At 69.2% G+C, this 21,100-nt stretch carries 20 protein-coding genes; 8 read left to right on the plus strand and 12 right to left on the minus strand.

Annotated features, from left to right (window positions below; genetic code table 11):
* Window positions 1-262: 262 nt before the first annotated feature.
* Window positions 263-904 carry a hypothetical protein gene (locus ACFWYW_RS36605; protein ID WP_379611348.1) on the minus strand — a complete coding sequence of 214 codons (642 nt, stop codon included), beginning with the start codon at window positions 902-904 and terminating at the stop codon, window positions 263-265.
* Window positions 905-983: 79 nt separating this feature from the next.
* Here ACFWYW_RS36605 and ACFWYW_RS36610 point away from each other — a divergent pair, with 79 nt between their 5' ends.
* Window positions 984-3,374 carry a protein kinase gene (locus tag ACFWYW_RS36610; protein WP_379641181.1) on the plus strand — a complete coding sequence of 797 codons (2,391 nt, stop codon included), beginning with the start codon at window positions 984-986 and terminating at the stop codon, window positions 3,372-3,374.
* On the opposite strand, the gene ACFWYW_RS36615 is transcribed toward ACFWYW_RS36610, so the two are convergent.
* Window positions 3,361-4,083, minus strand: coding sequence for a hypothetical protein (locus ACFWYW_RS36615; RefSeq protein ID WP_379611350.1), 723 nt, complete (start codon window positions 4,081-4,083; stop codon window positions 3,361-3,363). The two genes, ACFWYW_RS36610 and ACFWYW_RS36615, sit on opposite strands and share 14 nt — an antisense overlap.
* An 86-nt stretch (window positions 4,084-4,169) precedes the next feature.
* Between ACFWYW_RS36615 and ACFWYW_RS36620 the strand changes: the two genes are divergently transcribed.
* From ACFWYW_RS36620 to ACFWYW_RS36635, 4 genes are all read left to right on the plus strand, one after another.
* Window positions 4,170-4,958 (plus strand): ABC transporter ATP-binding protein, encoded by a 789-nt coding sequence (locus tag ACFWYW_RS36620; protein WP_379611351.1) that lies wholly within the window; start codon window positions 4,170-4,172, stop codon window positions 4,956-4,958.
* 88 nt (window positions 4,959-5,046) lie between these two features.
* Window positions 5,047-5,961 carry an SPFH domain-containing protein gene (locus ACFWYW_RS36625; protein ID WP_379611352.1) on the plus strand — a complete coding sequence of 305 codons (915 nt, stop codon included), beginning with the start codon at window positions 5,047-5,049 and terminating at the stop codon, window positions 5,959-5,961.
* 56 nt (window positions 5,962-6,017) lie between these two features.
* A complete protein-coding gene (locus ACFWYW_RS36630; protein ID WP_379611353.1) occupies window positions 6,018-6,773 on the plus strand; it encodes a sulfite exporter TauE/SafE family protein in 756 nt (251 codons plus the stop codon).
* 30 nt (window positions 6,774-6,803) lie between these two features.
* Window positions 6,804-7,034 carry a hypothetical protein gene (locus tag ACFWYW_RS36635; protein WP_184958722.1) on the plus strand — a complete coding sequence of 77 codons (231 nt, stop codon included), beginning with the start codon at window positions 6,804-6,806 and terminating at the stop codon, window positions 7,032-7,034.
* Here ACFWYW_RS36635 and ACFWYW_RS36640 read toward each other — a convergent pair.
* The 5 genes from ACFWYW_RS36640 to ACFWYW_RS36660 form a co-directional block, all read right to left on the minus strand.
* A complete protein-coding gene (locus ACFWYW_RS36640; RefSeq protein ID WP_379611354.1) occupies window positions 7,013-7,774 on the minus strand; it encodes a nucleoside-diphosphate sugar epimerase in 762 nt (253 codons plus the stop codon). The two genes, ACFWYW_RS36635 and ACFWYW_RS36640, sit on opposite strands and share 22 nt — an antisense overlap.
* A 33-nt stretch (window positions 7,775-7,807) precedes the next feature.
* Entirely contained in the window at window positions 7,808-8,683 is an 876-nt protein-coding gene (locus ACFWYW_RS36645) for a Rieske 2Fe-2S domain-containing protein (RefSeq protein ID WP_379611355.1), read from the minus strand.
* Window positions 8,684-8,746: 63 nt separating this feature from the next.
* Window positions 8,747-9,358 carry an HD family hydrolase gene (locus ACFWYW_RS36650; protein ID WP_379611356.1) on the minus strand — a complete coding sequence of 204 codons (612 nt, stop codon included), beginning with the start codon at window positions 9,356-9,358 and terminating at the stop codon, window positions 8,747-8,749.
* 1 nt (window position 9,359) lies between these two features.
* A complete protein-coding gene (locus tag ACFWYW_RS36655) occupies window positions 9,360-11,546 on the minus strand; it encodes a molybdopterin-dependent oxidoreductase (RefSeq protein WP_379611357.1) in 2,187 nt (728 codons plus the stop codon).
* A gap of 158 nt (window positions 11,547-11,704) precedes the next feature.
* The gene (locus ACFWYW_RS36660; protein WP_379611358.1) at window positions 11,705-12,355 is read right to left on the minus strand and encodes a hypothetical protein; all 651 of its coding nucleotides are present in this window, start codon (window positions 12,353-12,355) and stop codon (window positions 11,705-11,707) included.
* An 849-nt stretch (window positions 12,356-13,204) separates the two neighbouring features.
* On the opposite strand from ACFWYW_RS36660, the gene ACFWYW_RS36665 reads away from it, so the two are divergent.
* Together ACFWYW_RS36665 and ACFWYW_RS36670 are read left to right on the plus strand one after the other, a co-directional pair.
* Window positions 13,205-14,065 (plus strand): helix-turn-helix domain-containing protein, encoded by an 861-nt coding sequence (locus ACFWYW_RS36665; RefSeq protein WP_379611359.1) that lies wholly within the window; start codon window positions 13,205-13,207, stop codon window positions 14,063-14,065.
* Between the two features lie 67 nt (window positions 14,066-14,132).
* Window positions 14,133-14,348 (plus strand): DUF397 domain-containing protein, encoded by a 216-nt coding sequence (locus ACFWYW_RS36670; protein ID WP_184958714.1) that lies wholly within the window; start codon window positions 14,133-14,135, stop codon window positions 14,346-14,348.
* A gap of 1,090 nt (window positions 14,349-15,438) precedes the next feature.
* Here the strand turns inward: ACFWYW_RS36670 and ACFWYW_RS36675 are convergent.
* Window positions 15,439-15,969 carry a tetratricopeptide repeat protein gene (locus tag ACFWYW_RS36675; RefSeq protein ID WP_379611360.1) on the minus strand — a complete coding sequence of 177 codons (531 nt, stop codon included), beginning with the start codon at window positions 15,967-15,969 and terminating at the stop codon, window positions 15,439-15,441.
* A 163-nt stretch (window positions 15,970-16,132) separates the two neighbouring features.
* On the opposite strand from ACFWYW_RS36675, the gene ACFWYW_RS36680 reads away from it, so the two are divergent.
* The gene (locus tag ACFWYW_RS36680; RefSeq protein ID WP_379611361.1) at window positions 16,133-16,471 is read left to right on the plus strand and encodes a hypothetical protein; all 339 of its coding nucleotides are present in this window, start codon (window positions 16,133-16,135) and stop codon (window positions 16,469-16,471) included.
* 190 nt (window positions 16,472-16,661) lie between these two features.
* On the opposite strand, the gene ACFWYW_RS36685 is transcribed toward ACFWYW_RS36680, so the two are convergent.
* The 4 genes from ACFWYW_RS36685 to ACFWYW_RS36700 form a co-directional block, all read right to left on the minus strand.
* Window positions 16,662-17,330: a TetR family transcriptional regulator gene (locus tag ACFWYW_RS36685; RefSeq protein WP_379611362.1), complete on the minus strand. Its 669-nt coding sequence runs from the start codon at window positions 17,328-17,330 to the stop codon at window positions 16,662-16,664.
* 31 nt (window positions 17,331-17,361) lie between these two features.
* A complete protein-coding gene (locus ACFWYW_RS36690; protein WP_379611363.1) occupies window positions 17,362-19,083 on the minus strand; it encodes an SDR family oxidoreductase in 1,722 nt (573 codons plus the stop codon).
* Window positions 19,084-19,093: 10 nt separating this feature from the next.
* Window positions 19,094-20,155 (minus strand): CapA family protein, encoded by a 1,062-nt coding sequence (locus ACFWYW_RS36695; RefSeq protein ID WP_379611364.1) that lies wholly within the window; start codon window positions 20,153-20,155, stop codon window positions 19,094-19,096.
* A 78-nt stretch (window positions 20,156-20,233) separates the two neighbouring features.
* Entirely contained in the window at window positions 20,234-21,052 is an 819-nt protein-coding gene (locus ACFWYW_RS36700; protein ID WP_379611365.1) for a helix-turn-helix transcriptional regulator, read from the minus strand.
* Window positions 21,053-21,100 lie beyond the last annotated feature (48 nt).

A 21,100-nucleotide genomic window follows, 5' to 3' on the forward strand; every position in this document is an offset into this window, starting at 1 on the left:
TGGTGCCAGGCCCGCCCTGACTCCCCGGCTGGCTGTCGCCGCCGCACTCGCGCATCTATCCGGCGTTTCGCCTGTTGCGCGCCTCCAAGCCCGCGGGTGGCAGAAGCCGGTCCAACTGAGCCCCGTGCCCGGTGACCGGGCGCCGTTGCGGCGCCCGGCCCCGTGCGGGTCTAGTGGCGTCTTCCTGGAGGCCGCCGGCCATGGTCGGCGGGTGGCGGCTCGGTCGGCTTGCCGTAAAGGAAGGTGACGCCCTTAAAGGTCTTTATGTGTCTTTCTTCTTGTTGGACTCTTCGTGCACCACGGGCGGGTTGTAGTCCTTGACCACCGGCGGAGGCGTCCAGCCGCGGGTGGGGCGCTTGGGCGGCCAGACGATCTTGGTCTTGGCGGTCTTGAGCCACTTCCAGCCCTTGATGCCGATGCGCTCGAGCTCTTCCTCGTCGATGTTCTCCGCGCCCAGCGGCACATCGAAGGCGATCACGCCGAGCTTGGCCACGGCGGTGCCCTTGGTGTTCTTCTTGAGCGTCACCTGGAAGTTGAGCCATTCGGAGTCGCCGACTTCGAGGGCGTAGCGGCCCCAGCACCAGAAGTACCGGCCTTCCCAGTTGCACTTGGTGCCCTTGGCGGCGCTCCACCGCAGCGTCGGCACGACGCCCTTGGGGACCATGCCGCCGACCCAGAAGTAGTCGGCGTAGTGGGGGCCGGTGTTCTTGGCCTTGATCTTGTAGAGGATCTTTCCGCCGCGCTTGGTGCGGGTGCTGTATTTGACGCTGACCTTGAAGTTCGAGTACGGCGCGCGGGCGGTTTGGGAAACAATGGTGGCTTCTGTGGTTGCCTGGGCGGGTATGGCGGTCAATCCGGTGACGGCCAGGCTCGCGCCTAAGAGCATGCTGAGAGACTTGCGCATATGCGGCTCCCCCTACGGTGCTGGAAATCCCAGATTCTTCAGCTGATTATTGCCGAGGGCAAATATCCCACAAAGAGTGATGATCTTTCGTGATCTGGAGGTGCTTGCGCGGGTTTGGGGTTGCTGGCCAGGCTTGTCTTGGGGGTTTCTGCGTAAGGGGGAGGGATACGTGCCGGATTTGCACCCCTTACAGCAGGGTGATCCTGTATCGCTGGGGAACTATCGGCTCTTAGGCCGGGTGGGCAAGGGCGCGCAAGGAATCGTTTTCCAGGGCCAGGGCCCCGACGGGCAGATGGTCGCCATCAAACTGCTCAACACCCGGCTCGACCGTCCGGGCATCGACGGCGAGCGGTTCATGCGCGAGGTGGCCGCCGCCCGCCGCGTCGCGCAGTTCTGCACCGCGCAGGTCATCGGGGCGAACATGGACGGCGAATGGCCGTACATCGTCTCCGAGCTGGTCGACGGCGTCTCGCTGCAGCGGGTCGTCCAGACCGAGGGGCCGCGTCAGGGCGGTGCGCTCTACCGGCTGGCCGTCGGCACCGTCACCGCGCTGGCCGCCATCCACCGGGCCGGCATCGTCCACCGCGACTTCAAGCCCAGCAACGTGCTCATCGGCAGCGACGGTCCCCGGGTGATCGACTTCGGCATCGCCAGGGCGCTGGACTCGGCGATCACGATCAGCAGCGGGGTCGTGGGCACGCCCGCGTACATGTCGCCCGAGCAGATCTCCGGCGAGCGCGTGGGACCGGCCGGCGACATGTTCAGCTGGGCCCTGACGATGACCTTCGCGGCCACCGGGCGGCCCGCGTTCGGCCAGGACAGCCTGCCCGCCGTCATCTACCGGGTGATGAACGAGGAAGCCGACCTCTCCGCCCTTCCCGACAACCTCCGCACGATCGTCCGATCCTGCCTCAGCAAGCGCGCCGACGAACGCCCGACGGCCGCCGACACCCTCTTCGCCCTCCTGGAGAACCAGGGCCCCATCCCGGAGCGCGACGCCGACGTGGCGATGACCACGGGCTCCCAGGTCGCCGCCGACCCGCCCTCCATCCCCCCGGCCCACCCGGCGCAGGGCCCGGCCCAGGGTCCTTCGGGGTTCCCGCCGCCCGTGGCGCCGACCGGATGGGCCAACCCCTCCGGCGTGTACGGCCGGCCGTACGCACAACCAGCCGCGCAACCGACCCCGGCCCCGCACCCCCCGACCCCACAGCACCCAAGCCCCCCGCAGCCTCCCGGCGACAACGACGCGTTCTTCAAGGGCGTCCCCCAGAACCCGGGCCCACCCCAGCGCAGACGCGCCGGCCTGGTCACCGCCGCCCTGGTCGTCGCCCTGGCCTTGAGCGCGACGCTGCTGGTCGTGGTGCCGAGGATGTTCACCTCCGGCGAGGGCGAGCCGGACAAACAGAGCGTCGCGGGCGTCACCACCTCGATCACCCCGACGCCCACCCCAACCCCAACCCCAACCCCAACCCCGACACCGACTCCCACGCCGCCACCGCCCCGGGTGGTCGTCCAGCCCCCGGCCCTGGGCAAACAGGACGGCAAGCCGCTCAAGGGCCACTCCAAAGCCGTCCAGACCGTCTCCGCGATCACCATCTCCGGCAAGCTGATGCTCGTCTCCGGCGGCCAGGACGGCCAGGTGCGGATCTGGAACGCCAAGGACCACAAGCACGTGGCCAGGTTGAGGGGCCACAGCCAGGAGGTGTACGCCGTCGCCTGCCTGACCATGGGCAAGACGCCGATGGCCGTCTCCGGCGGGTACGACGGCACGGTCCGCCTCTGGAACCTCAAGACCCGCAAGGGCAAGGTCCTCGGCTACCACGGCGACTCCGTCTACGCGGTCGCGGTCGGCAAGGCGGGCGGCAAGTGGGTCGCGGTGAGCGGCGACGCGAACGGCATGCTGAAGTTCTGGGACCTGGGCAAGAAGAAGCAGGTCGGCAAGACCGTCCGCGCCCACTCCCGATCGGTCAACTGGCTGGGCGTGGGCCGCGTCGGCGAACGCGTGGTCGCGGTCTCGGCCGGCGAGGACAGGACGCTGCGGCTGTGGGATCTGGCCAAGCGCAAGAAGTACGGCAAGCCGTACAAGGGGCACACCAAGGGCGTCTACTCGATCGCGATGGGCGCGCTGGACGGCCGCCCGGTCGTGGCCTCCGGCGGCAAGGACAACAAGATCCGCCTCTGGGACCCGAAGACCGGCAAGTCCATCGGCAAGCCGATGACCGGGCACAAGAAGATCGTCTACTCGCTGTCGTTCGGCGTGGTCGGCGAGCGGGTGGTGCTGGTCTCGGGTAGTACCGACGGCACGATGCGGCTGTGGGATCCCAAGACCCGCAAGCCGCTCGGCAAGCCGGTGAAGGCCCACAGGAAGGGCGTCCTGCTGGTCGCCGTGGTGACGATGTCGGGCAGGCCGGCCATCGTCACCGCCGGCAAGGACAAGCAGATCCGGTTCTGGAAGCTCACGGGTTCCTGATCGGCTCGAAGATCGCGTGGTGGGCGGCCACGGTGGCCCGCCGTACCGCGTGGTCGAGCTGACGCAGGGCCGCGGACCTGGTCGCCATCTGCGCGGAGGTCAGCCCGAGGCCCTCGTCGGCCAGCCGGAGCATCACCGCCAGCCGCGCGGCCAGTGCGGACACGCGGTGGGCGCGGCCCGGATAGCCGGGCGCGAGCTCGCCGCCCGCGCGCTCCAACTGGCCGGGATGGGCCTGGCCCGGCCCTTCGACCGAGGTGAGCGCCTCGGTGGCGGCCCGGATGGCCTCGGCCAGATCGCGTTCCGCCTCGGCCACCGAGGGCAGGTCGGCGCGGACCGGTCCGGCCGGGTGCACCGTGAACGCGGTGCCCTGGTAGGAGGAACCCCGCAGGTCGGGCTCCGGTACCAGGCCGATGTTCCGCTCGGCGAGTACGGCTATCGCCGCCTGCCCGGCGTCCACCGCGGCGGCGTTGAAGTCGGGCGGCCCCGACAGCCCCAGCGGGTCGCCGGGGGCCGGGAGGGCCAGCCGTACCTCATGGAGACCTTGCGAGCGCAGGTCGGCGAGGTGCACACGGAGGGCGACGGTGGCGATCAACGTGGGTCCTGCGACGGACTCCACCTGGTCGGCGGCCTCGTCGAGGCCCACGTGACCGGCCAGCCAGGCGTTGCCCCAGGCCACGAGTGCGGGGGAGACAGGTGATTCAGCGCGCACTGATCCACGATATGTGCTCGCCCTGCAATAGGTTTGTCCCGTGCGTTCCGGCAACCGGGACAATCGGGCGCGAGGAGGTATCGGGGATGGGCGGTCAGGTGCTGCGGCTTCAGGATGTCGCCGTCAGACGCGACGGCGCGGCTCTCCTGCGTGGCATCGACTGGACGGTCAACGAGGACGAGCGCTGGGTGGTCATCGGGCCGAACGGCGCGGGCAAGACCACGCTGCTGCAGGTGGCGGCGACGCTGCTGTTTCCGAGTGAAGGTCTGGTCGAGGTTCTGGGCGAGCGGCTGGGGCAGGCCGACGTCTTCGACCTGCGTCCGCGGATCGGGCTGGCCAGCGCGGCGCTGGCCGAGCGCATCCCGGCCGAGGAGAAGGTCATCGACCTGGTGCTGACCGCGTCGTACGCGATCCTCGGCCGCTGGACGGAGGAGTACGACTCCAACGACGTCACCCGCGCGGTCGAGCTGATCGACATGATGGGCGCCGCCCATCTGATCAGGCGCAGGTTCGGCACGTTGTCGGAAGGCGAGCGCAAGCGGGTGCAGATCGCCCGCGCGCTGATGCCGGACCCCGAGATGCTGCTGCTCGACGAGCCGGCCGCAGGGCTCGACCTGGGCGGGCGCGAGGACCTGGTGCGCCGGTTGTCGCTGCTGGCCGGGGACCGGCGCTCGCCGACCCTGGTGCTGGTCACGCACCACGTCGAGGAGGTGCCGAGCGGGTTCACGCACGGGTTGCTGCTGAAGCACGGCTCGGTGGTGGCGCAGGGGCCACTCGACGTGGTCATGACCGCCGACAACCTCTCCCGCACCTTCGGCGTGCCGCTGTCGCTGGACCGCAGCGCCGAGGGCCGCTGGTATGCGAGAGCGCACTAGATCGTATTTGTGCGGTTACCGACCGCCTCCGTACAAAACCAAATAGGATCTCCGTGGTCGGGACCCCCACGACTTTCCGGAGCGTGCCATGGCCACGGAGCTCATCGTCATCCTTGTCGTGGTCGTCCTGGTGGGGCTGGCTCTGTACCGGACGGTCCGGATCATCGGGCAGGCGACCGCGGCGATCGTCGAACGGCTCGGCCGCTATCACCGCACGCTCGGCCCGGGACTCAACCTCGTGATGCCGTTCATCGACCGGATCAGGGACGAGATCGACCTGCGCGAGCAGGTGGTCTCCTTCCCGCCCCAGCCGGTGATCACCTCCGACAACCTGGTCGTCTCCATCGACACCGTCATCTACTTCCAGGTGACCAACCCCAAGGCGGCCACCTACGAGATCGCCAACTTCATCGTCGCCGTCGAGCAGCTCACCGTCACCACGCTGAGGAACGTGGTCGGCGGCATGGACCTCGAAAGCACGCTGACCTCCCGCGAGGAGATCAACACCGAGCTGCGCGGCGTACTCGACGAGGCCACCGGAAAGTGGGGCATCCGGGTCAACCGGGTCGAGCTCAAGGCGATCGACCCTCCCTCCTCCATCCAGGACTCGATGGAGAAGCAGATGCGCGCCGACCGTGACAAGCGCGCCGCCGTCCTGACCGCCGAAGGCCAACGGCAGGCGGCGATCCTGACGGCCGAGGGCGAGAAGCAGGCGGCGGTGCTGCGGGCGCGCGGCGAGGCGGAGGCGGCCGTGCTGCGCGCGCAGGCCGACGCCGAGGCGCAGGCGATGCGGGCCAAGGGCCAGGCCGACGCGATCGGCATGGTGTTCAAGGCCATCCACGAGGGCAATCCGGACCAGCGGCTGCTGGCCTACCAGTACCTGCAGATGCTTCCCGAGATCGCCAAGGGCGACGCCAACAAGTTGTGGATCGTGCCGTCGGAGATGGGCAAGGTGATCGAGGGCCTCGGCGGCCTGTTCGGCCCGCCGAAGGACCCGGCGTAAAGAGATATCTCCCAGGTCTCTAAGCTCGGGAAACGAGTTCTGAGCGAGGAGGGGCAGTGACGCCGTGGGAGGTGGCCGCGGTGTGCGCGGCCGGGGTCGGGGCCGGAGCCATCAACGCGGTGGTGGGGTCGGGGTCGCTGATCACCTTCCCCGCGCTGGTGGCGGTAGGCGTGGACCCGGTCGTGGCCAACGTCTCCAACAGCATCGGCCTGGTGCCGGGCTCGTTCACCGGCGCCTACGGCTACCGCGCCGAGCTGTCCGGGCAGCGTGAGCGGCTGGTCAAGCTGGGCACGGCCTCGCTGATCGGCTCGCTCGCCGGCGGCCTGCTGCTGCTCTGGCTGGACCCGGACGTCTTCCAGGTCGTGGTGCCGATCCTGATCGGGCTGGCCTGCGTGCTCGTCGTCATCCAGCCCAAGCTGAACGGCTGGCTGTCGGCCCGGCGTGAGCACGCGCACCCCGACGGCGGCGTCGTCCTGTGGCTGGGCGTGCTGGGCGCGGGCGTCTACGGCGGCTATTTCGGCGCCGCCCAGGGCGTGCTGCTCATCGGCCTGCTCGGCAGCTTCCTCACCGACGGCCTGCAGCGGGTCAACGCCGCCAAGAACGTCCTGTCCCTGATCGTGAACGGCGCCGCCGCCGTGCTGTTCATCCTGGTGGCGGAGGTCGACTGGTGGGCCGTGGCCGGGATCGCCGTGGGCGCCACGATCGGCGGCTACGTCGGCGCCAAGGTCGGCAGGAAGATCCCCGCTCCGGTGCTGCGCGGCATCATCGTCTGCGTCGGAATCGCGGCGATTATCAAACTAGTGTACGGATAAAAATAGGTCTTTCTGGGTATAAATCCAGACATGAAGGGTGACTGGGTAGAGATCGTCATCGACGCCGGGGGAACCCCGCGAACCTACGAAGTCAAGGCCACCCGCGCCGGCCGCAGGGTCGAGGTGGCCACCCGCCGAGGTCTGGTCGAAGTCAGCGAGGTGACCAGGAGCGGCAGTGCCGTACGCACCGCCCGGTTCATGTCCAGCCGCATCCTCGCCCTGGTCGAGCACCCCGCCGATCAGCGGAAGGCGTCCGCGTGATCGCGCGCCCACTCCCGGAACGACCGCGGCTCCCGGCCGGTCAGCACCCGCACGGTGTTGGTGACCGGCTCCGGTGAGTCCGCGAACTCGCTCAAGGCCTTGAGCTCCGCGTCCACGTACGCCTCGTCCCCCCAGGCCCTCAGCAGTTCCGGCCGCGCCAGTTCGGGCGCCAGATCCTCCCACCGCACCTCCCTGCCCACCGCCTCGCCGAGGATGCGCACCTGCTCGACCTGTGTGAGCGCCTCGGGCCCGCTGAGCGCGTAACGTACGCCGCCGTGCCCGGCCGAGGCCAGCACGTGCGTGGCGACCGCCGCCACGTCCTTCTCGTGGATCAAGGACCTCCTGGCCATCCCGTGCGGCCGGCGTACCACCCCGTTCCGCACCTGATCGGCCATGGCCAGGGTGCCGGTCGCCAGCCCGCTGGTCTGTAGGAAGGTCCATGAGGGCCCGGAATGCTCGATCAGCCGCTCGATGTCGGCGTGGAAGCCGTGTGTGTGGGTCGAGAGAAAGACCACGCGCCGCGCGTGCCTGGCGATCAGCTCGATCACCGGGGCCGCCCGCTGAGCGTTCAGAGCGGGCCACTCGAGGAACACCGTCTCCACCCCGTCGAGGCTTACCGGATCGAGCAGGTCGATGTCCTTCCCGGACAGCCCCCGCACGGGCACGCCCGCCGCGCTCAGCGAGGCGAACACGTGCCGGCCGATGTCGCCGGAGGCCCCGGTCACCAGAATCTCGCACATGGATCGACGGTAGAACCTCAAGTAAGCTTTACGTCAACCTCCCGGGCGTACCTGGATGGTCCCGTCACGCCTGATCCGGGTCTCGAACGTGGGCGCGGGGGCGGTGGCCGGGCCGTGCTTGACCGTGCCGTCGCCGAGGCGGAAGGTACTGCCGTGCCAGGGGCAGACCACGCAGGCCTCGCCGTCCTCCACGACCAGGCGGCCCTGGTGCAGCGGCCCGGCCAGGTGCGGGCAGCGGTCGGCCAGCACGGTCACCGACTCGCCGGTGCGCAGCACGAACAGCTGGATGTAGCCGAGCCGGCGCGCGACCGGCCGCCCGCTCGGCAGGTCCTTGAGCAGGCAGAGGTCGTGCCAGCCGAGCGGTACCAGGTGGGAGACCTGCGGCGCGTGGTTGGCGCCCGCCGCCTGCCGGTAGGCCAGATGGCCGCCGAGATAGCCGCCCACGCCCGCCGCGCCCAGCCCGAGGAACGACAGGACCCGCCCGCCGCGATCGTGGCCGCGCAGCCGGGCCAGCAGCGAGGCGGAGAACAACCCGAGCGCGCCGACGTTGGCCAGCAGATGCACGAACCCGACCCGCTGCTGCTCCCGGTGCAGCGAGGACCAGTCGGTGAGCCCCGCCGCCGCGGTCGGCACCGCGCCCGCGATGCCGGCCGCCAGCAGCAGCCGGACCGCCCGCCGGTCGGCGCCGGCCACGTCCAGGACGCTCGCCGACAGCCAGCAGCCGAGCGTCGCCGTGGCCAGCGGAGGGTGCAGCGGCTTGCCCGTGGGCACGCCGTGCAGCAGATCGCGCAGCCGCCCGGGGCGGACCTTCTCGCGTACGGTCTTGGCCAGCACCCGGATCGGCTCGTCCAGGGCTCTGGTCTTCTCCAGCCGGTCGGCCAGGTCGACCGGCCCCACGAAACGCCGCAAGTGCCGACGTCTCGCGCGTACTGTCTCTTTCACGACAAGTGCCCTACCCCGGGCATGGGCCGGTCACTCGGACAGGTGCCCTCTGGCCACCGAGAGCTCCACCAACTCCAGCGCGTACACGCCCAGCGAGGCCGAGCCCTCCTCGATGATGCGCACCTTCTCCCGCACCTGCGACGCCTTCACCTTGAACAGCGGCCAGGTGCCGCCCTCGGTGTGGTGGTTGGCCAGGATCGGCGCGAACCGGTCGAGCGCCTTGGCGAAGCGCGACTCCACCGTCTGCCTGGCCTCGAACTCCTCCCACAGCGCCCGCATCTCCGCGCCCTGCTCACCCGGCAGCATGGAGAAGATCCTGTCGGCGGCGGCCCGCTCGGCGCCGGCCTGCGCCGCCACCGCCTCGGCGTCGTAGATGAAGGTGTCACCAGCGTCGATCTCGACCAGGTCATGGACGAGCAGCATCGCGACCACGCGCTGGATGTCGGTGCCCGCCGGGGCGTGCTCTCCCAAGATCATGGCCAGGAGTCCGACATACCAGGAGTGCTCTGCGTCGTTCTCCCTCCGCGAACCATCCATGAGATGGTTGCGGCGGATCACCCGCTTCAACTTGTCGATCTCGACGGCGAAGGCGATCTGGGCGTTCAGGCGGTCCTCTTCTGGCGCGATAGTCACGCGCGACACCCTAATGTGCGGTGATCACACCGGTTGGCAAAATCGTGACCGGAACCCCGTTGAACACTGCGTTTCCGGACGGCAAATCCACGGTGGACTCGTCGGTGAGCGTGTTCGCGCTCACTCCCGGGTGCTCGGCCGCCACGCTCTGTGCGCTGCCCGCGTGCCCCCAGCCGTGCGGCAGGCTCACGACGCCCGGCATGATCGAGTCGGTCGGCTCCAGCGGCACGGTCAGCTCACCGGTCGACGACCTCACCGTGGCGTAGCCGTCCAGGCCCAGCCGGTCCACGTCCGCCGGGTTGATCTGCAGCGTGCACCGGTTGCTCCCGCCGACCAGCGGCGCGACGTTGTGCATCCAGCTGTTGTTCGAGCGCAGGTGCCGGCGCCCGATCAGCAGGAAGCCCGGCGGCTCGTCGCCCAGGCCGTCGCGCAGCCGTTCCACGTCGTCGATGAGCTGCGGCGGCGCCAGCTCGACCCGCCCCGACGCGGTCGTCAGCAACTCGGGCAGCCGGGGCTCCAGCGGACCGAGGTCCAGGCCGTGCGGGTTGTCGAGCAGCTTGCGCAGCGACAGCTCGCCGCGCCCGGACCACTCGCCGTAGGGGCCGAGCCGCAGCATCATGTCCAGCCGCCGCTCGGCGCCGGACTCGCCGTCGAGCAGCGCCGCCAGCTCGCCGGCGTCCCTGCCCTCCACACCGGAGCCCGGCGTGGAGACCGCCTTCTCCAACGTCTGCCCGATGATGAACGCGTCCAGATCCCCGTCCAGCCCCGAGGCGATCACCGCCAGCCTGGCCAGGATCATGCCCTCGGAGGGCCGGTCGGCCAGCGGCAGCAGTGGCCGCGAGTAACGCGTGTAGTTGCGCACCGCGAACCCGAGCAGCGCGAAGTCGTAGTGCCCCGCCTGCAGCACCCTCGGCGGCGGCAGGATGACGTGCGCGTGCCTGGTCGTCTCGTTCAGATACGGATCGACGCTCACCATGAACGCCAGCTCGCCCAGCGCCCCGTCCAGCCGCCCGCCGTTCGGCGCGGACAGCACCGGGTTGCCGGCCACCGTCACCATGCAGCGGATCTGGCCCTGCCCCGGCGTCTCGATCTCGTCAGCGAGCGTCGCGACGGGCAGCTCGCCGTTCGCCTCCGGCAGGTCTCTGACGCGACTGCGCCACCTTCCCGTCTGGTACGGCTTGCGCCGCCGCCCGCCCTCCGTGGCCGGCATCGGGAACATGACGCCGCCCGGCCGGTCGAGGTTGCCGGTCAGCACGTTGACCACGTCCACCAGCCATTGGGCCAGCGTGCCGAACTCGGCCGTGCACGTGCCGATGCGCGCGTAGACCGCGGCCGTGGGGGCTCCGGCCAGCTCGCGGGCCAGCCGTACGATCACCTCGGCGGGAACGCCCGTGCGGTGGGCCACCACGTCGGGGGCGAAGTGCTTGGCCGCCTGCGTGAGCTCGGCCAGCCCGTTGATCTCCTGCCGCACGTCGGTCAGGCCCTCGGCCAGCAGCGTGTGGACGATGCCGAACAGCAGGTAGGCGTCGGTGCCAGGGCGGATGAACACGTGCTCGTCGGCCAGCGCCGCCGTCCTGGTGTGGCGCGGGTCGACGACGACCAGGCGGCCGCCGCGCCCGCGCAACGCCTTGAGGCGCCCCGGGAAGTCGGGGGCGGTGCAGAGGGAGCCGTTGGAGTCGAGGGGGTTGGCGCCGAGCATGAGCAGGTAGTCGGTGCGGTCGAGGTCGGGCACCGGGATGCTGAGCGGGTGGCCGAACATCAGCCCGCTTGCCACGTGCTTGGGCATCTGGTCGGCGGTGCTGGCGGAGAAGACGTTGCGGGTGCCGAGCGCCCGGATCATCGGCGCGGCGTAGAGGGCTCCGGCCATCGTGTGGGCGTTGGGGTTGCCCAGGTAGACGCCGAACGCCTCGCGCCCGTGCGTCTCGGTGACCCTGGAGAAACCCTCCTGAACCGCCGCGAACGCCTCGTCCCAGCCGACCTCCCGCCACAGCTCACCCTCACGGACCAGCGGCCGGGTCAGCCGGTCCGGGTCCTCGTCCAGCTTGCCCAGGCTCGCGCCCTTGGGGCAGATGAAACCCTTGCTGAACGGATCCTCCTTGTCACCGCGCACGCTCGTCACGTGCCCGCCGTCGTCGAGGGTCAGGGTCAGGCCGCAGACGGCTTCGCAGAGCGGGCAGGTACGGTGCACGGTCGTCATGAGAACTCCTGAGTTCGCTATCCAGACTCATCTTGACCTTTTGCCGTCCCGTCGTGAAGACCCCAACTCGTGACCGCGAAAGCCCCACAAAACCCTGGGTGGGCTTTGTGGGGCGGAAGCCCCGGAGCCCCCGCGGTCTCCGGGGCTTGCTTGGTGTTTCAGCCCACGAGGGGCAGGAGGAGCGTCTTGGGAAGATCAGGCGGCTCCTCGACGTCGGGCCTGAGGCTGACCCAGGCCCTGCGGCCGTAGAAACGGTCCAGTCCAGGGGAGGCGGCGCCCTCGACCCCGTCTCTGCGTACGGTCTCCACGATGAGCAGGCTGGCCCACTTGCGGTGCCGGAAGACCCGCGAGCTGCGTGCCCAGCAGGCCGCCGCGATCTCCTCGGCGTAGGCCTCGAACTCCTCGGCGGAGATGCCGGCCCTGGTCATGATGAGCGCCTTCTCACCGGTGACGGTCGGCGTGATCCACAGGACCAGGGGGATGCGGCCCGACCTGGTGTGCATGGTGGTCTCCAGGCAGGTCCGCTGCAGGCGGTGCCGGGTGATCAGGCACCAGAAGTGGCCGACGAACCAGCCGCGCCCGTAACGGGTGGCGGCCGGAACGGAGACCGCGCTGCTCAGCATGATGAAGGGGAGCCAGACGCCGTCCTGCGTGGCGGCGACCACCGCCAGGACGAACAGGGCGAGCGCGCCGATCAGCAGGAGCTCGGTGCGGATGCGCCACAGGGCGGTGAGGAGGCCGGTGCGACCGGCCGGAGGCAGGTCCTCGACTCCCGGGTAGATCTGGTTCCTGGGGTTCCTGGGGGACATCTAGGACACCTCCTCTGGAACTTTGGCCGTGACCTTGAGCTGGTCGAAGCGTGGGTCGCGGTAGCAACGTGCGCCGAATCCGGTCCGTGCCACGGTCCAGCCTCGCCGGTGGGCGAATTCGTCTGGCTCCATACAGATTTCCCGGTCGGCCCACGCGATGAGTTCCTGGATCCGGGACTTGATTCGGCTCAGGCCCTTGGTACCTTGTGAGTACATAGAAGACCCCTTTCGCGGCATTACTCGAGGTGGCTTCTTTCGCCGGGCCGAGTGCTGCAGCCGGGTCGTCGCAGGGTGGCAGCCCTTGAGCGGCGGGTTGGCGGTCAGCTTCGGTCCGGCATTTCTGTGCTCGAACGAGCTACGACGCGGCGCTACTTGCGTTCGGTGTCCTTCCGGCAAACGGCCTCCCTGGTGTTGTTGCACGTATCCGGGACGGCGACGTTGCCGGTGGAGCGGCCTTGGCCGCACGCGTTCAGCGGGAGATGCGGGGTGTGCGGCCGTATGTCCATGTTCGGCCTCCCTTTTCCCTCGTCATCTCCTCCTGGCCTGATCGTCCTCCCGGGCCGTGCTTGCTGCAATACTCTAAGCAAGAGAAGATTTACATTTCTTCGCATCTTGCTTCCCGGCTTGCGGTGCAACTTGCATCAGAACTGTCAGGGGCCTATCAGGTGCACTCCGGGGAGCGCCAGCGAAGGTTCTTGCCTCCACCGTCCTCCCGTGGAACTCTTTGAGCAAGCCCAAGTGGCACTACACGTGCAAGTTGCAGTGTAAGATTGGGTGAACGGCCCAGAAACCCGGGCTCCAAACGGTCCTTTACCGCTACACCTTCATTCCCGATGAGGAGAGTGGACGGTGCCATCAGAGCAGGGCAGCCCGACTGTCCGCAGGCTCAGGCTAGGCCAGGAGCTGCGCCTACTTCGTGAGCGCCGAAAGCTGACCGGGGCCAAGACCGCCGAGCGTCTCGGCTGGTCGCCCAGCAAGGTGTCGAGGATCGAGTCCTCCAAGACCATGCCAAGCACCGAGGACATCGAGGCGATGGCCCGGTTGTTCAAGGTCGACGATGAGAAACTCGACGAACTGCTGGGGCTCCTAAGGGATGCCGACCAGCGCGGCTGGTGGGAGGATTACGAGGACGCCCTGCCCTCGGAATACACGACATTCCTGGGGCTGGAAGCAGAGGCCACCGCTCATCGCGGCTGGGAACCCCAGCTGGTGCCGGGCCTGCTGCAGACCGAGGACTACGCCAGGGAGGTCATCCTGGCGACCCGGGGCATCGCGCGCATCACGCACAGCGGTGTCCGCAGCCGTGTCGAGGCCCGCCTCGACCGGCAGCAGCGTGTCCTGCACAGATCCGATCCGGCCGAGGTCTCCGTCGTGCTGGACGAATCCGTGCTCACGCGGCGTTTCGGTGAGCCCTCGGTGATGCGTGAGCAGCTCGGACACCTCCTGGAGATGTCCCTGCTTCCTCACGTGAACGTTCAGGTGCTGCCCTTGGACGGCGAGCATCCGGTCAACACCGGTGCCTTCGTCCATCTGAAGTTCGTGGACCTCGACGATGCTGTTTACTTGGAGCTGCTCTACGGGGCCCGCTTCGTGGAGGCGCTGGACCTTGTGGCTGACTACGAGCAGGCATTTGAGCATCTTCGAGCCACGGCCCTGTCCGAGGACGAATCTCGGGTACTGGTCCAACGCAAGATCATGCAGTGGCGGTAGGGCCACTCAGAAGCGCAATCAACACCAAAGGGGCTGTTGAAGCGCTATTCAGGATAAGGAACAACCAATGGACGTCACGCCCGCCTGGCGGAAGAGCCGTTTCTGCAACGGCAATTCCGCGTGTGTTGAATTCGCTCGCCTGGCCGACGGAAACGTCGCGCTGAGGGACAGCAAGGAGCAGGACGGACCGGTCCTGGTCTTCACTCCCGAGGAGTGGGACGCCTTCACCCTCGGTGTCCGTGCCGGCGAATTCGACATCGACACGCTCGCCGTAGGCGCATAGATCAGAGCGGCCCGTGCACGTTGCTGACCACAACTTACAGGACCGCTCCGATAAGGGCTCTGACCAGCCCATTCGTTGTCTCCGACCAGCCCTGCACGAAGACGAAGACAATCATGGCACAACCAAGGTCATCTCTGGCAATGGGTGCTGGTGATCTGTTGCCAAGCTTCCACCCGGATGGCCACGCGAACCCCTGACCGCCGCCACCATGCCCGCGCCCTGGTGGCAGGCGAGGAAACACGTACGCGGCCCGAGCCCCACATCGTGGCGCTCCAACCCCTCATCTTCTTGCCTCATCCCTCGCTCGCGAGCCTGCGCGCCGTCGCACGTCCTCGCGTACCCCCTCGTGACGAACGCGGGCTCACCCATGACATCTGCGCGCTCCTCCGTCCTGCACCGCCACCCACCCCCGAGACCACCCCAGGCTCCCCGCCACCCCACAACCCCACCGACCCCCCACAAGCCCTGACCCAGGCCACCCTGCCGGGGCCACCGTTTGCCTGTCTCATGGGGATCGCGTTGCCAGAGCCGCGCCCTGCCTTGCCAGGGATGGCCACCTCCGCGAGCCGACACCTCGCCACCGACGGCGTCACCGCCCGAGGCCCCCGCGCCACGTGAGAGCGCCACGCAGCCACACGGAGCCGCACGAAAGCGCCACACCGCCGCCACACGGAACCGCATGCCAGCGCGCCGCCTCGCTCACCACAGGGCCCGTGCCGCGATTGGCCGTGCCGCGGAGGACCGTGCCGCGAGAGCCGGGAGCCGTGTAGCGCCAGTGCGCCCACGCCGAACACCACGCCGCCGCCTGACGCGCTCCCGCTGCCGCGTCTCTGGCGCCGTCCGGCTACCGCGGCCTCCACCGCCTGACGCCGTCCGGCGGACGCGCGGGCTCCTGACGGCGGTCTCCTGGCGTCCGTTGGGCCGGGTCGATGTGCCCATGTGGCGCCGGTGCATCCACGTCGTGCCGCCGCCCCGAGGTTCTGATGTGCGGTCTGTGGTTTGGGGGCAGCCCGCCGTGCCCGGAGGCGAGCGGCTGGGCACGGCCGGAGCCGGTGCCGGGGGCTACCGGGGAGGGAGGGCGTCGCTCTGGTTAGGACACCAGGGCGTCCAGGTCGTCTTCTGGGAGGCCCAGGTCGACCCTGATGCGGTAGCGCGTGCGGAGGAGGGCGACGTGTTCTGGGTCGTCCTTGTCGCACGACAGCACCGCCTGCGTCGCCCACTCCAGGCCGCCCCTCAGGTCGCCATAGGCCACCAGGGTTTCGGCGATGTTGTGGGCGGTGGCCGGCTGGATCGCCGGCTCGGCGCGCAGGGCTTCGATGATCTCGCGGGCCTCGTCGGGACGCTCCAGTTCGAAGAGCGTGTCGGCGATCCCGGCGCGCGGATCGATACTGGCCTCGCCGCCGTCTTCCAGCGCGCGCTGAAAACAGTCCATCGCGCGCGCCGGCTGACCGGCCGCGCGCCACTCCTCAGCCGCAAGGACCAGGATGGACGCTCGGGAGACGTCGCCCTCGGAGTACTCATGGGCGAGATCGTCGAGCTGCCTGGCCAGCGAGCTGTGGTCGTCTGCCAGGAGGGCCCGCTCCAGCAGGCGATCAAGGTGCTCACGGGTCACATACGCCACACCGCCGAGACTACCGAGCGACCCGGTGTCTTTGCTGGGCAATACGCAGGGCGAGACACGCACAGATTGAGTAACGCCTGGTACAACTCTGGTCACAGTCCGCGTGTTGTCCCAGGCGGCAGGGCATATAGCCGTCGCGCGAACCGCGACGGAGGGGGCTGTGATGGGCTTGTCCAAGCAGGTGACCTTCTCGCTGGCGTGTGCGGTGGTGCTGTCCGCGCTCATCCCCGGAGCCGCCGGCTACCTGTCCGCCCGCGTCGAGTCGATCGAGGCGGCCGAGCGTAAGCTGCACGCCCAGGAGGCGCGGCTGAACGCCCGGCTCGCCCGCGAGACCAGACCGGTCTCCTACCCGGCGCCGTGCGAGGTCCAGCCTGCCAGGCCGATCCGCGAGCAGCCCGCCCCGGCGGCGTTCGTCCCGGCCCCGGAGTACAAGCCCGACTTCAAGCCGAGAAAGCGCGAACGCCAGCCCGTGGTACCGCCGCCCGCGTGGCTCCCCGAGTGACCCACCCCGGCCACTCAGGAGCAGCCCCGAGAGGGTGAACGTCGCCGAAGACGCGGGGTGACGGCTCACTGAAAAGGGTGGGCCGGCCCGAAGGGGAAGGCTCCTGGTCGGGGAGTGAGCGGCCACGAAGGGCGAGGGCTCCTGAGCGGCTCTGAGGGTGGGACCGCTCCGAAGGGATTCGGGCGGTGAGTTAACTGTCGCTCTGTGGTGACAGGTGGCGGAGCTGGCGGGAGAGGTACCCGCGGACCATCTGCTTGGCCGCGTCGATCAGCTCCGGTGACCCCTTGGGGTCGCGGCGGAAGGCCAGCTTGAGCACCGCGTCTCCGGCCTCCACCGCCACCAGTACCCCGATGTCCAGTTCGTCGCTGTCGGCCAGGCCGTACTCGTTGAGCAGGAGGCCGCGCAGCCGTCCGGCGATGACCGCGTTGTTGTCGATGTCGACGTCGAGCAGGTTGAGGTCGACGGCGTCACCGAAGTGCAGGCTTTTGAAGCCTGGAACGGTCCTGTGCATGTCGACGTACTCGTCGATGATCGCGTCGACCGCCTCCCACCAGCCGCGGTAGTCCTCCTCCATGAACCTGCGGCCCACCCTGGAGACGAACTGCTCCACGTTGCGCCTGGTCAGCTCCTGGGTGATGGCCCGCTTGTCGGGGAAGAACTGGTAGACCGAGCCGATCGCGACTCCGGCGCGTTCGGCGATGCGGGTGGTCGAGAGCGCTTCGTAGCCGATCTCGTCGAGCAGCGCCGCGCACGCGTCGAGCATCCGCTCCACCCGGCGTGTGCTTCGTCGCTGGGTGGGCTTACGGCGCAGCGGCTGGGGCTGCGAACAGTCGTCGTCGTCAATTTCGGGGGTGGACACGAAATCCATCTTCCCCCGAAGCGGGCGATCGTTACCGTCCAACGACGGGATTTCTCACGACACCGGATAACCGGGCGAAAGCCCGCATCGCCGAGGGCGAGATCCGCGACATCGCATATCCGATTTTCCCCTCCGCATTGACCGGGACAACAGCCTCATTTCGGTGTACGGCCCGCAGGATGTGCGCCGCCACCCGCTCCGGCGGATACCCACGCCGCTGGAGCCCCAGCTCGGCCAGCTCCCGCAGGTCGGACCCGACATAGGTGGCGTTGCGGGCGATGGCCGTGGACACGAATCCGGGGCAGACAGTGGTCACGCCGATGCCGTGGCCGGCCAGCTCGGCCCGCAGGCAGTCGCCGAGCATCTTCACCGCCGCCTTGGAAGTCGAGTACGCCGGCAGTTCCCGCGTCGCCACGAAGGCGGCCAGCGAGGCGATGTTGACGATGTGGCCGCCCTCGCCGCGTTCGACCATCTGGCGGGCGAAGAGCCGGCAGCCGTGAATGACGCCCCAGAGATTCACGTCGAGCGTGCGCCGCCAATCGTCGAGGGAATGGTCAAGGAACGGCCCGGCCACCGCGATTCCGGCATTGTTCACCACCACATCCGGCACGCCATACTGTTCCGCGATATTTCCGGCGAACTCCTCCATGGCCGTGGTTGAGGCGACATCGAGTTGGACGGCGTGAGCCGTACGCCGGAAATCTTTGCCGATGTCCTCCGCGACCCGCACGGCCGCCTCGCGGTCGAGGTCGGCGCAGACCACCTCGGCGCCGTGCGCGGCGAAGGCGCGCGCGGTCGCCCGCCCGATGCCGCTGCCGGCGCCGGTGATCACGACGAGGCGGTCCTGGTAGGCACGACGGCCCTCGCGCACGCGGTCGCGGCGCAGCGAGCGGGTCGAGGCGCCGCCGTCGACGTGCGCGGCGAACTCGGCGATCATCCTGGCCACGGCCTCGGGGTGGCTGCGCTGCGCCCAGTGCCCGGCCGCCAGCCTGCGGTGCCAGAACTCCGGCGCCCACTGGCGCATCGACGCCAGCAGTTTGGGCGAGACGAAGATGTCGCGGCTGGTCTCGATGAGCTGGACCGGCACCTCGACGCCGGGGTCGGCGGGGGCGCGCAGGCGGGTGAAGAAGTTCTGGCGGTAGAGGCCCAGGCCGTTGCGGCCGTCGCGCTTCAGGGTTTCGGCCGGGTGCCCCAGTCTCGGCTCGATGCCCTCGGCCAGCCGCATCGAACGGTCCAGCGCGCGGGGCAGCGGGCCGCGCCAGGCCAGTTCGGGCAGGACGGGGAGCTGGAAGGCGCCGATGTACCAGGACCTGGCGAGCTGACCGGCGACCTCGCGGCGGCCGCCGTAGCGCAGGAAGTGGGCGGCCTGGTCGAGGCCGGGGCCGCCGAAGGTGGTGAAGGAGGCGGCGCGCTCGCGGATGCCGGGGCGGCCGATCGCCTCCCAGCACTGCAGCGAGCCCCAGTCGTGCCCGACCAGATGGACCCGCGGCTTGCCGATCTCGTCGAGCACCGCGCCGAGGTCGGCGGCCAGGTGGTCGAAGGAGTAGTGCCGCCGGTCGTACGGCGCGCCGGACTGCCCGGCGCCGCGCACGTCGTAGCGGACCACGTGGTAGCGATCGCTGAGCAGCCCGGCGACCTCGTCCCAGACGCGGTGGGTGTCCGGGTAGCCGTGGACGAGCAGGATCGTGGGGTTGTCCCGCTCGCCTTCCTCGAAGAGCGCGAGCCGTACATCGCCAGACGGTATTAGACGCACGGTCCAATGATTAACGGGCGGACAGTCCTGTGCAAGAGCGGAGCGCCTTCCAGCTCGTGACGGCCTGGGTGCGGGCGGTGCCGGTCAGGGGGATGGGGGTGCCGCCCTGGATGCCGGCGGGGGTCCACTGGTCCTTGATGACCTTGCGGCCGTTGATCGTCAGGGTGAGGACGCCGCTGGGGCTGTTGCCGTACCAGAGGAAGTTGCCGAGGCCGTAGTTGACGTAGGACCGGCCGAGGTAGCCGCTGCCGAGCAGGACGTGGGCGTGGCCGCCGACGATGACGTCCGCGCCGGCCTTGGCCAGCTTGGGGGCCAGGGAGCGCTGAGCCGGGTTCGGGCAGGTCATGCGCTCGGTGCCCCAGTGGAGGTAGACGATCACGGTGTCGGAGGTACGGCGGGCCTTCCTGACCTCCTGGATCAGCCGTTCCTCGTTCTTGGCCGAGGCCAGGCCGCCCTGGGTGTCGGTGGCGGTCCAGGCCTGGATGAACTCGGCGTCCAGCACCTGGGTGGCGCCGATGATCGAGACGCGGTTGCCGTTCACCGTGGTACGCCAGGGCTTGTAGGCGGCGTCCTCGTTCCTGCCGATGCCCACGACCGGGTACTTGGAGCGCTTGATCGCGGCCAGCGAGTCGGCCAGGCCGGTCTGCATGTAGTCCATGCCGTGGTTGTTGGCCATGCTGACCACGTCGATCCCGGCCGCCTTCAGCGCGGAGAACGCGGTGATCGGCGCCCGGAAGGTGAACTGCTTGCCCGGCGCCTTCGTCCCGCCGGTCGTGATCGCCGTCTCCAGGTTGACCATGGCCAGGTCGGCGCGGCTCAGCACCTTGGCGATCGGGCCGAACGCGGTGCGCGGGTTGCCGTCCAGCCGGGCGCGTAAGACGCCCTCGAAGTGCACGTCCCCACCGAAGGAGATCGTGTACGGCTCCCGCTCGACGGGGGTCTTGGTCGGCACCTCGGGGGAGGTCGGCATCGACTTACGCGCGGGGGACTTATCCGGCTCCGACTGGGCTGCGGAGCATGCGGCCAAGGTGACGGCTACGGCTAATGCCAGGAGGGCAGGGCTGCGTCTCATCTACGGCGTCTCATCTATGGCGTCTCATGTATGGCTACTTCTCCTCGATCCCACACTTCAGGGATTGAGCATGCCATGTCAGACGGATTCGCGGGCGTGTGCGGTCAACCACACCACTCCGGAGCGAGTGGCGTCATTCGCGGGGGTATAGATGATCATGCGAGTTTCGGTGGCCGCGTCACAGCTGAAGTTGGTGGTGGTGAAGTGGAGCTCGCCGACGGCGTCGTTGACGAAGACCTTGTCGCGGCGTCCGGGGTCGGCCACGTCCTGCCGCGCCCACAGCCGGGCGAACTCCGGGCTGGCCGCGATCAGCTTCTCGGCGAACTCCTTCCAGCAGGGGTCGTGCGCGTGCCTGGCGTAGGCGCCGCGGAAGACGGCGACCGCCCGCGCGAGATCCTCCTCCCGCTTGACCAGCCGGGTGAACATGTCATCGCGGGTGAAGGTCAGCCACAGGGTGTTCGGCTTGCCCTCGGCGATCTCGGGGAAGATCGCGGCGTACGCGGCGTTCCAGGCGAGGATGTCGTGCCGGCTGGTGGCGATGGAGGCGGGCATCGGGCTCAGCTGGTCGAGGATCTGCCGCATCTCCGACGTGACCCGGCCGGAGTCGGCGACGGGCACCGGATCCTGGTGCCCGGCCAGCCGGAACAGGTGCAGGCGCTCGGCGGGGTCGAGCTGGAGGGTGCGGGAGATGGCCTCCAGTACCTGGATGCTGGCGTTGATCGGCCGTCCCTGCTCCAGCCACGTGTACCAGGTCACGCCCACCCCGGCGAGCTGTGCGACCTCCTCTCGGCGCAGGCCGGGCGTGCGCCGGCGGGTGCCGGGCGGCAGTCCGGCCATGTCGGGGGTGATGCGCTCGCGGCGGCTGCGGAGGTAGGCGGCGAGGTCGGTACGCTTCATAGCCAGGTACCTCCGATACCAGGATAAATGGGCTCTCGTTACTGGTAT

Source organism: Nonomuraea sp. NPDC059023 (assembly GCF_042740095.1).
Lineage (GTDB): Bacteria > Actinomycetota > Actinomycetes > Streptosporangiales > Streptosporangiaceae > Nonomuraea.